This is a genomic window from Streptomyces sp. NPDC127038, from assembly GCF_042725875.1.
In the GTDB taxonomy this organism is placed as follows: domain Bacteria; phylum Actinomycetota; class Actinomycetes; order Streptomycetales; family Streptomycetaceae; genus Streptomyces.
Genome location: NZ_JBHXDQ010000086.1, coordinates 24,192 through 34,993 on the forward strand (window position 1 = coordinate 24,192; position 10,802 = coordinate 34,993).

Sequence of the window (10,802 nt, forward strand, 5' to 3'; positions counted from 1 at the left end):
TCAGCCCTTGGTCAGGATGGAACGAGCGAAGAAGAGCAGGTTGGCCGGCTTCTCCGCGAGGCGGCGCATGAAGTAGCCGTACCAGTCGGTGCCGTACGCGGTGTAGACGCGCATGCGGTGGCCCTCGGCGGCGAGCCGCACGTGCTCGTCGCTGCGGATGCCGTACAGCATCTGGAACTCGTACTCGTCCAGCTTGCGCCCGGCGGTCCGCGCCAGCTCCTGCGCGATCGAGATGAGGCGCGGGTCGTGGGACCCGATCATCGGGTAGCCCTCGCCCTCCATCAGGATCTTCAGGATGCGGACGTACGCCTTGTCGGTCTCCGCCTTCTGCTGGTACGCGACCTCGGCGGGCTCCTTGTAGGCGCCCTTCACCAGACGGACGCGGCTGCCGCTCTCGGCGAGGCGGCGGGCGTCGGCCTCGGTGCGGAAGAGGTAGGCCTGGATCACACAGCCGGTCTGCGGGAAGTCCTTCCGCAGCTCCTCGTGGATCGCGAACATCGAGTCGAGGGTGGTGTGGTCCTCGGCGTCCAGCGTGACGGTGGTGCCGATCGCGGCGGCGGCCTCGACGACCGGGCGGACGTTGGCCAGGGCCAGCTCGTGGCCGCCCTCCAGGGCCTGTCCGAACATCGACAGCTTGACCGACATCTCGGCCTTCGTGCCGAGGCCCAGCTCCTCCAGGCGGCCGATCAGCTCCAGGTACGCGTCACGGGCGGCGTACGACTGCTCGGGGGTCGTGATGTCCTCGCCGACGACGTCCATCGTGACTTCCAGGCCCTTGCCCGTGAGGTCCTTGATGATCGGGACGACCTGGTCGACGGTCTCACCGGGGATGAAGCGGTCGACGACCGGCTTGGTCACCGGGGCGGCCGAGATCAGACGGCGCATCTTGTCGCTGCGCGAGGCGGCGAGAATCACGGGACCCAGCACGGGGCACCTCCACAACGAAGTCAGCAGGAGGCCGAATCCCGACGTTTCGGGTACGGCACGGAGAACCACCGTGAAACCTAGGGATCTCTCCGATCCTGGGCCATCGACAGCTGTCACGCATCCCTGGCCCAGATCTCAGACATATGTATGAAGGCCTCCCGGAAATGCGCGAGAATGCCGGGGTGAGCGGTGAACACAGAGGCGACTACCAAGAGCTGGTCGACGAGATCTCGGCGCTCCTCGGTGTCCCGGCGACGCTGGAGAACCGCGATTTCGAGCTGATCGCGTTCGGCGCGTACGACAGCGAGGGCGACCTCGACCCGTCCGCCCTGGACCCCGTGCGCACCCGCTCGATCCTCACCCGGCGCTCCACCACCGCGGTCCGCACCTGGTTCGAGGGCTTCGGCATCACCCGCGCGACCGGTCCGGTCCGTATCCCGCCGACCCCCGAGGCCGGGGTCTACCGGGGACGGATCTGCCTTCCGGTGCGCCATCGGGGCGTCGTCCTCGGCTATGTCTGGCTGCTGGAGGACGACCCGGGCCCCACCGACGCCCAGCTCGCCGGGGCCATGCAGGTGGCCTCCCGGATCGGCGCCCTCCTCGCGGACGAGGCGCAGGCCGGGGCGGACCTCACCCGGGAGCTGCGGGCCGTGCTGACCGCCGAGCGGGGCTGGCAGCTGGACATGGCCGTGGCCGAACTGCGGACGGCGCTCGGCCCGCGCGGCGAGGGACTGCACACGGTGGTGTGCGTGGCGCCCTGGCCCTCGGCCGACCCGGACGACGCCCCTTCCGCACGTACGGTCCCGGGGGCGACCGCCCTGTGCACCATCCCGTGGGGCACCACCGCCCAGAGCCTCGCCCTGCTGATCCGGCTGCGCTCGCCCGACGCCCTGGCTCCCGCGCTCACCGCGGCCGGCCGGTTCGTACGGGAGGCCGCGGGCGTCCGCGGCGGCGGCCGGGGATCGGGTTCGTCCGCCGGCCCGGGGGCCGGCCCGTCCGGTGGCCGGGGGGCCGGATCCGGCGGCGGTACGGGAGCGGCCTCCGTCGGCGGGGCGGCGGCCGGGGTGGCCGGGGCCCGGGAGGGGCTCGGGGAGCTGGGGGCCGCCTGGCGCGAGGCCGCCGCGGCCGCGCGTGCCGTACTGGCCGAGCCCCGGCTCGGTCCCGTCGCCGAGTGGGGTGCGATCGGCCCCTACCGGCTCCTGACCGCCCTGCCGCCCGAGGCGGCCCACGACCCCGCCGTGAACGCCCTGTTGGGCACCACCCACCGCGAACTGGCCCGCACCGCAGAGGTGTTCCTCGACCGCGCGGGCCAGGCCGGGCGCACGGCGGCCGAGTTGGGCATCCACCGCCAGACGCTCTACTACCGCCTGTCGCGCGTGGAACAGCTCACCGGCCTGGACCTGGACGACGGCGAGGACAGGCTGCTGCTGCACATGGCGCTGAAGGGCGCCCGGCTCTAGAGGGTCTTGCCGGTCGGCGGGTCGGCTCTACGGGGTCTCGCCGGTCAGCAGGTCGGCGACGGCCGTCACGCCCTCGGTGATCGCCCGCTCCCCCACGTCGCCGAAGCCGAGCACCAGCCGGGGCGGTGTCGTCGACCCGTCCGAGCGGCACGGGCCCATGCCGTACAGGCCGACGGCGCGCTCACGGGCCGCGCGGACGAGGGACCGCTCGTCCGTGGCCGGCGGCAGATGCAGGACCGCGTGGAATCCGGCGGCCAGCCCGGTGAGCCGGACCTCGGGGGCGTGCTCGGCCAGGGCTTCGACCAGGGCGGTGCGACGGGCGGCGTAGAGCGTGCGCATCCTGCGCAGATGGCGGTCGTGCCGCCCGGACTCGATCAGCTTCGCGAGGGCCAGCTGGTCCAGGGCCGGGGAGCCGCGGTCGGCCAGCCGCTTGGCCTCGGTCAGCGGGGCGGTGAGCGCGGGCGGGCAGAGCAGCCAGCCGATGCGCAGTGCCGGGGCGAGCGACTTGCTGACGGTGCCGATCGAGACGACCCGGTCGGCGGCCAGTCCCTGAAGGGCCCCGACCGGCTCACGGTCGTAGCGGAACTCGGCGTCGTAGTCGTCCTCGATCACGTACGCGTCCCGGCGCATGGCCCACTCGATCAGGGCGATCCTGCGTCCGGGGGCGAGGACGACTCCGGTGGGCCACTGGTGGGCCGGGGTGACGATGACGGCGCGGGCCCCGGTCGCGTCGAGCGCGCCCACGTCGACGCCGTCCTCGTCGACCGGTACGGGCACGGCCCTCAGGCCCGCGGCAGCGGCGGCGGCCGACGCGGTGGCGGGGCCGCCGGGATCCTCGTACGCCACCACCCGCACCCCGGCGAGCGCCAGGCAGCGCAGGGTCAGTCCGAGTCCCTGCGCGTAGCCGGAGCAGACGACGGTCCGCTCGGGGTCGGCCGCGGCCGCCCGCACCCGGCGCAGATAGCCGGCCACCACCTCGCGCAGCGCCGAACTCCCGCGCGGGTCGCCGTAGTCGAGATCCGCGGTCGGCATCGCGCGGGCCGCCTCGCGGGTCGCCCAGAGCCAGTCGGCCAGCGGGAAGCTCCCCAAGTCCGGTACGCCGTGCCGGAAGTCGGCGATCAGGCGCGGGGCGGCGCGGTCCCGGGAGGCGGGCGCGGGCGGCACGTGCGCTCCCGCGGCGACCCGGGTGGCGGAGCCGACGCGGGTCACCAGGTAGCCCTCCGACTGGAGTTGGGCGTAGCAGTCCTGGACGAGACCACGCGAGAGACCGAGTTCCCCGGCGAGCGCGCGGGAGGAGGGGAGCCGCTCTCCGGCGCCGAGCCGGCCCGTGCGGATCGCGTCGCGCAGCTGCCGCTCCAGCTGGGCGCGCAGCGGCTCGCCGCTGTCCCGGTCGACGGACAGCAGCAGTTCGGGTGACAGACCGGCCCACTGCGGAGGCATGGAATTGGAGCTTACCGGCGGTCCGGCCGGCCCCTAGCGTCGAAGCCATGACGCCTTCCCCGACACCCCGGCCCTCCCGAAGGACTCCCCCGTCGCCGGACCCGGCCCCGGCTCGGGACGCGGTGCGCGCGCCCGCCGCCCCGGCCCCGGAACCGGCGGCCCCCGCCTCGCCGGCGTCTCCCGCGCCCGACGGGCACGCCGAGCCGGCCGGGCGGCCGCCGCTGCTCAGCCGGCCCCTGATGCTCCGCTTCGTGAGCATGATCGGCGCCTCGGTCAGCTTCTTCCTGCTGCTGTCGGTCGTCCCCGCCTACGCCTCGGCGTCGGGGGCGGGCCCGGCGACGGGAGCCCTGATGCTGTCCACCGTGCTCGGTGAGCTGGCCGGTCCCCGCCTGGTCGGGCGGTACGGCTGCCGGTTCGTGCTGGCCGCCGGACTCGCGCTGCTCGGAGGGCCCGCGCTCGTCCTGACCCTCTCGCACTCCCTCGCGTGGATCGTGGCGGTCTGTCTGGTCCGCGGCCTCGGCTTCGCCCTCACGCTGGTGGCCGGCGGCGCGCTGACCGCCTCGCTGATCCCGGCCGGACGGCGGGGCGAGGGGCTGGCGCTGGTGGGCGTGGTCTCCGGCGTGCCGTCCCTGGTCGCGCTGCCGCTGGGCGTCTGGCTGGCGGGGCGGGTGGGCTTCACTCCGGTCGCCCTCGCGGCGGGCGTGGCCGCGCTCGCCGCCGTCGCCTCGGTGCCGGCGCTGCCCGGCCGGGAGCGGGCGTCGGAGAAGCCGGTCGGGATGGTGGCGGCGCTGCGCACCGGGGCCCTGGCCCGGCCCGCGGCCGTCTTCGCGACCACGGCCCTGGCGACCGGGATCATCGTCACCTTCCTGCCGCTTGCGGTTCCCGCGACCGCCGCCGGGGTCGTGGCGGCGGCCCTGTTCGTCCAGCCCGCCGCGTCGACCGCGGCCCGGTGGGCGGCGGGCCGGCACGGCGACCGGCACGGGCCCGCGGGCCTGGTGGTGCCGGGCCTGCTCCTGTCCGCCGCCGGTGTGCTGCTCACCGCGTTCACCGGGAGCGCGGTCGCCGTCCTGGCCGGGGTGGCGGTGTTCGGGGCCGGTTTCGGCATCGCCCAGAACGCCACCCTGACCCTGATGTACGCCCGCGTCCCCGTCTCCGGCTACGGCACGGTCAGCGCGCTGTGGAACCTCGCCTACGACGGCGGCATGGGCGTGGGCGCGCTCGGCTTCGGCGCCCTGGCGGCTCCGATGGGCTACGCGGCGGCGTTCGCGGTCACGGGCGCGCTGATGCCGCTGGCGCTGATCCCCGCCCTCCGGGACCGGCCCGCCCCGGTCGCCGCCGAGGGATGAGGTCTGCCACGAGGGAGGAGCGTGACCCGCGGGTCCGCCGCGTTCACTCCGCTCCGCGCACTCCCTCGATCACCTGGCGCAGCCCCTCGGTCAGGGCGTCCCCGTCGGGGGCGGTCTTCGGGTCGAAGGTCCACTGGGCGATGAGGCCGGTCATCAGGGTCAGATAGAAGCGGCCCAGCGTGTCCGCGGACGCGTCGGTCACCTCCTCCTCGGGCACGCCCATGAGGATCGCGACCAGGCCCCGCCCGCCCTCCCGCTGGGCGCGGGCCAGATGGTCGCGCACCTCGGGCAGCTCGATGGTCATGACCTCCATGCTGAGCCGCCAGAGCGAGCCGGGTTCGCGCATGGTGTCGACGATGTTGGACCACACCTCGCGGAACCGCTCCAGCGAGCCGGGCGCACCGCTGATCCCGGTCACCCCGTCGCCGTCGAAGGGCATCTCCTCCACGAGTGCGACGTAGGCCTGCGCGAGGAGCGCGTCCTTCGAGCCGTAGTGGTAGCCGATGGACGCCAGGTTCGTCCCCGACTCCTTGACGAGGTCGCGCGCCGTGGTGCGCGCGAAGCCCTTCTCCAGCAGGCAGCGCTTGGCGCCTTCGAGCAGATCCTCACGGTGTCCCATGCCGGTCAGCGTACCCCGATTCAGACAACCGTCCCATACGGCCGTCCCACACAGGCGTCCTATACGCTCGTACTAGACAAGCGTTTAAGACGTCCGTACAGTCCCTGTCATGACGAACCCGACGAGCACGACTCCCGCCTCCGGCGCCACCGGCGCCCGGGCCGGCCGCCGCGAATGGACCGCCCTCGGCGTCCTGATGCTCCCGCTGCTCCTGGTCTCGATGGACGTCTCCGTCCTCTACTTCGCGATCCCCTCGATCAGCGCGGACCTGGAGCCGAGCGGCACCCAGCAGCTGTGGATCTTCGACATCTACGCGTTCGTGCTCGCCGGCCTGCTGATGACGATGGGCTCACTCGGCGACCGCTTCGGGCGCCGCAGGCTGCTCCTGTCCGGCGCCGTCGCGTTCGGCGCCGCCTCGGTGCTCGCCGCCTACGCGGACAGTCCCGGGATGCTGATCGCGGCCCGCGCGGTCCTCGGCGTGGGCGGCGCGACCCTGATGCCGTCGACGATGGCGATCATCCGGACGATGTTCAGCGACCCCGGACAGCGCGCGAAGGCGATCGGCCTGTGGTCCGGCGTCATGACCGGCGGCATCGCCCTCGGTTCGGTGATGAGCGGTGTCCTCGTCCAGTACTTCTGGTGGGGCTCGGTCTTCCTGGTCAACCTGCCCGCCATGGCGCTGCTGCTGGTCCTCGGCCCGTTCCTGCTGCCCGAGTCCCGGAACCCCGAGCCGGGCCGCTTCGACCTGCTCAGCGTTCCGCTGTCGATGGCCGCCGTGCTGCCGGTGATCTACGGCGTCAAGGAGATCCCGTCCGAGGGCTGGAGGACCGAGTACGTCGTCTCGGTCCTCGTCGGCCTGGTCTTCGCCGCCCTGTTCGTCCACCGCCAGCGCACCGCGAGGTCCCCGCTGATCTCCCCCGCCGTGTTCCGCGGCCGCGGCTTCGCCCCCGCGGTCGTCCTCAACCTGATCTCGTCCTTCGGCATGATGGGCTCGGCGTTCTTCACCACGCAGTACCTCCAGTCGGTGCTCGGGAAGAGCTCCATGGCCGCCGCCCTGTGGTCCCTGCTTCCCACCGTCCTGGTCGGTGCGGCCGCGCCGGTCGCCGCGCAGCTCGTGCAGAAGGGCGTCCACCGCGCCCACGTCGTCTCCGCCGGCTTCGCCGTCGCCGCCTGCGGCTACGCCCTGCTGGCCCTCGCCGGCACCGACTCCCTGTGGCTCGTGCTGGCCGGGGCGGGCGTCCTCGCCTCCGGGATCGTCACCGTGATGTCGCAGATGATGGACCTGGCCCTCGGCACCGTGCCCCTCGGCAACACGGGCGCCGCCGCCTCCCTGCTGGAGACCGGCGCCGAGTTCGGCGGCGCCCTCGGCATGGCGGTCCTCGGCTCCATCGGCACCGCGGTCTACCGCCACGACGTCCCGGCCGGGGTCCCGGCCGCGGCCCACGAGACGCTGGGCGGCGCCCTGGCCGTGGCCGGACGGCTGCCGGGCCACGCCGGGACGGCCCTGGCCGCCGCCGCCCGGGAGGCGTTCACGAACGGCATGCGGGCGGCGGCCGTCACGGGTGCGGTCCTGCTGCTGGGCGCCGCCGTCCTCGCCGTCACGAGCCTGCGCGGGGTGACGGTGCGCGACGCCGCCGACCCCGGAACCGGCGACCGGCTCCCCGCCCAGGCGGCCGGACAGGGGAACGACCTGACCCCCGCCTGACCGGCCCCACCGTCGGACGGGGGCCCGCACCCCCGCCCACGGGGCGGAAAACAACCCGCACCCCGCCGGGTGGGCCGGACCACTCCGCCCCACCCGGCATCGCCCTGCCCGGCGTCGGCCCGCCGACATCCGCTCACCCGGTGTCGGCTCACCCGTCTTCGGTGCGCCCGGCGAAATCCCCGCGGATGGCGGGGACTCCCCCGCGAACCGCGACCCTCGCCCCGCACCCCGGGGCCGGTCGTCGATCAGGGCGGCGGCGCCGGGGAGTTGTCGGCGGAGCGTGCCAGGATGGGCGTGTGACACAGACATTCGGTACGCCGTTCATCGGCCGCGGGGACGAACTCTCCCGGCTCACCGGCGTGCTGGAGCGCGCCGGTGACGGCGAACCGCGCGCGGTCCTGGTGGCCGGGGACGCCGGGGTCGGCAAGACCCGCACGCTGACCGAGGCCGCGGCGCACGCGGCCGCCGCCGGGACGACGGTCCTGACCGGGCACTGCGTGGACCTCGGCGACGTGGGCCTGCCCTACCTCCCGTTCACGGAGATCCTCGGCGCCGCGGCCGCCGACGACCGCCTCGCCCCGGCGTTCGCGGCCCACCCGGCGGTGGACCGGCTGACCGGCGCGGGCCGCGGCACCGACACCGCACCCGACCCCGGCGGCCGGCTCCCGCTCTTCGAGGCCGTCGCGGGACTCCTCGCCGACCTGGCCGGCATCACCCCGCTCCTGCTGATCATCGAAGACCTCCACTGGGCCGACCAGTCCTCCCGCGACCTGCTCCGCTTCCTGCTCAGCCGGGGTGTCCTCCAGCGGCCCGCGGCCGGCGGCCCCGCCCGACGGCTCGCGTTCTTCGCCTCGTACCGCGCGGACGACCTGCACCGCCGCCATCCGCTGCGCCCCCTGCTCGCCGAGCTGATCCGGCTGCCCGCCGTCGACCGGCTGGAGCTGCGGCCCATGGCCGACGCGGACGTGGCCCGGCTCGTCCGCGCGCTGCGCACCGGCCCCGTCTCCGACAGCACGGTCCGCGGCATCGTCGAACGCGCCGAGGGCAACGCCTTCTACGCCGAGGAACTGCTCGCCGCACTCCCCGGCGACGACGACCCCGCCTCCCCCGTCATGCCCAGCGGGCTGGCCGACGTCCTGCTCATCCGCATCGAGCAACTCTCCGACACCGCCCAGCAGGTGCTGCGCACGGCGGCCGTCGCGGGGCGCCGCGTCGAGCACGAACTCCTGCGGGAGGCCGTACAACTCCCCGAGGAGGAGCTGGAGTCGGCGCTGCGCGAGGCCGTCGGCCGCCAACTGCTGGTGCCGGGCGCGGACTCGACGTACTCGTTCCGCCACGCGCTCACCCGCGAGGCCGTGTACGCGGACCTGCTGCCCGGTGAACGGGTGCGGCTGCACCGCCGGTTCGCCGGACTGCTGGCGGGACAGGCCCGCTCGGCGAAGAACGCGGCGGAGCGCGCCCACCACTTCCGCGAGAGCCACGACCTGCCCGACGCGCTCACCGCCTCCCTCGAAGCGGCCGACCACGCCCAGCGCGTCGGCGCGCCCGCCGAGGAGCTGCGCCATCTGGAGGCGGCGCTCGAACTGTGGCCCGCGGTGGACGCGGGCGCCCGCCCCGACGGGGGCACGGTCGCCCTCACCCTGCGCGCCTCCGCGGCGGCCGCCCGGGCCGGTGAGACGCATCGCGCGGTCCACCTCACCCGGGACGCCCTCGCCAGGGTCGGCTCGGACGCCGACTCCGAGCTCGCCGCCCGGGTCCGGTACACCCTCGCGGGCAACCTGATGCGGATCGACAGCCTGAAGGACGCGTTCACGTACAGCAGCGAGGCGCTCGCGCTGATCCCCGCCGAACCGCCCTCGTACACCTGGGTGTGGGCGGCCGCGACGCATGTCATGGCGGCCCGCCACGTGGGCCGGGCCGAGGACGCGGAGCGGGTCGCCCGGCAGGCGCTCGCCACCGCCGAACAGCTCCGGCTGGCCGACGCCGAGGCCGACCTGACGATCTCCCTGGTCGGCATGGAGGCGGACGACCGGCGCACCCCCAAGGGCCGCGAACGTCTGCGCCACGCCCGTGAACTGGCCCACGGCGCCGGGAACTTCCCCGTCGAGATGCGGGCCCTGTTCAGCCTGGCCATCGGGTCCTACGAGTCCGGTGACCTGGAGGAGTGCCTGACCTGGCTCGGCGACGGGGTGGACCGCGCCCGCCGCTCCGGTCTGCTCTCCTCGCCGTACGCCCTGGAGCTGCGCTACCTCCAGTCGCTGGTGCTCTACACGCTGGGCCGCTGGGACGCGTGCGCCCGCGCGGCCGCCGACGACGCCGAGGTGCTGCCCGCGGCGGCCGGGTTCGCGACCGGCCCCGCCCTGTACGTGGCCCTGGCCCGCGGCGAGCACGAGGCCGCCGTCGGCGGAGCGCGCGCCCTGCTCGACGGGCCCTTCGACTGGATGTCGGCGCTCGTCGCGAGCATCGTGCTGACCGACGCGGCGGCCAGGGACGGCGACGCGGAGGAGGCCGTACGACGGCTGCGCGCCGCGGCCGAGTCCCTCACGGACGCCTCCGGCACCGGCCCGCCCCCCGTCGTGGTGCGGCTCGCCGCGCTCGCGCTGTCCGCCGTCGCGGACGCGGCCGAGGAGTCGCGCCGCTCCGGTGACACGGCCGCCGCCGGCCGCTGGGCGCAGACCGCCGCCGAGCTGGTGGAGCTGGCCAGGAGCACGGCGGCCACCGGCGGGAAGGGCGGCGAGCAGGGGCCCGAGGGCGTGGCCTGGCTCGCCCGTGCCGAGGCCGAGTGGCTGCGGGCCCGCACGGGTCCCGACGTCGCCGCCTGGGAGCGGGCCGTCACGGCCTTCGGCTACGGCGACCCGTACGAACTGGCGAGGAGCAGAAGGCGGTTCGCGGAGGCGCTGCTCGCGGCGGGCCGCCGCGAGGAGGCCGGCGAACAGGCCCGTGCCGCCCACGACACCGCCGTGCGGCTCGGCGCGGCGCCGCTGCGCGGGGAGCTGGAGGAGCTGCTGCGACGCGGGCGCCTCGCCGGGTCACCGGCGGCCGCGGAGCGCGTCGCCGCGCTGACCGCCCGGGAGAGCGATGTGCTGCGGCTGCTCGGTCGGGGGCGCACCAACCGCCAGATCGGCGAGGAGCTGTTCATCAGCGGCAAGACGGCGAGCGTGCACGTCTCCAACATCCTCGCCAAGCTCGGTGCCGCGAGCCGCACCGAGGCGGTGGCCATCGCCTACCGCGAGGGGCTGATCGCACCGGAGACGACACCGTCCGCGTGAGGGCGGGAAAAGGCCGAGGGCCGGGACACCTGCGGG

7 protein-coding genes are annotated in these 10,802 nt (G+C 75.0%); 4 read left to right on the plus strand and 3 right to left on the minus strand.

Going from position 1 to position 10,802, the window contains the following annotated elements:
• The gene (locus tag ACFWI4_RS37160; protein WP_339131774.1) at positions 1-927 is read right to left on the minus strand and encodes a proline dehydrogenase family protein; all 927 of its coding nucleotides are present in this window, start codon (positions 925-927) and stop codon (positions 1-3) included.
• A gap of 164 nt (positions 928-1,091) precedes the next feature.
• Between ACFWI4_RS37160 and ACFWI4_RS37165 the strand changes: the two genes are divergently transcribed.
• The gene (locus tag ACFWI4_RS37165) at positions 1,092-2,387 is read left to right on the plus strand and encodes a PucR family transcriptional regulator (RefSeq protein ID WP_387205587.1); all 1,296 of its coding nucleotides are present in this window, start codon (positions 1,092-1,094) and stop codon (positions 2,385-2,387) included.
• A 27-nt stretch (positions 2,388-2,414) separates the two neighbouring features.
• On the opposite strand, the gene ACFWI4_RS37170 is transcribed toward ACFWI4_RS37165, so the two are convergent.
• Entirely contained in the window at positions 2,415-3,827 is a 1,413-nt protein-coding gene (locus ACFWI4_RS37170; protein ID WP_387205589.1) for a PLP-dependent aminotransferase family protein, read from the minus strand.
• Between the two features lie 257 nt (positions 3,828-4,084).
• Here ACFWI4_RS37170 and ACFWI4_RS37175 point away from each other — a divergent pair, with 257 nt between their 5' ends.
• Positions 4,085-5,173 (plus strand): MFS transporter, encoded by a 1,089-nt coding sequence (locus ACFWI4_RS37175; RefSeq protein WP_387205597.1) that lies wholly within the window; start codon positions 4,085-4,087, stop codon positions 5,171-5,173.
• A 43-nt stretch (positions 5,174-5,216) separates the two neighbouring features.
• Here the strand turns inward: ACFWI4_RS37175 and ACFWI4_RS37180 are convergent, their stop codons facing one another.
• Positions 5,217-5,792 (minus strand): TetR/AcrR family transcriptional regulator, encoded by a 576-nt coding sequence (locus ACFWI4_RS37180; RefSeq protein WP_387205591.1) that lies wholly within the window; start codon positions 5,790-5,792, stop codon positions 5,217-5,219.
• Between the two features lie 109 nt (positions 5,793-5,901).
• Between ACFWI4_RS37180 and ACFWI4_RS37185 the strand changes: the two genes are divergently transcribed.
• Positions 5,902-7,497 carry an MFS transporter gene (locus ACFWI4_RS37185; protein WP_387205593.1) on the plus strand — a complete coding sequence of 532 codons (1,596 nt, stop codon included), beginning with the start codon at positions 5,902-5,904 and terminating at the stop codon, positions 7,495-7,497.
• Between the two features lie 296 nt (positions 7,498-7,793).
• The gene (locus ACFWI4_RS37190; protein WP_387205595.1) at positions 7,794-10,766 is read left to right on the plus strand and encodes a helix-turn-helix transcriptional regulator; all 2,973 of its coding nucleotides are present in this window, start codon (positions 7,794-7,796) and stop codon (positions 10,764-10,766) included.
• The last annotated feature ends 36 nt before the right edge of the window (positions 10,767-10,802 follow it).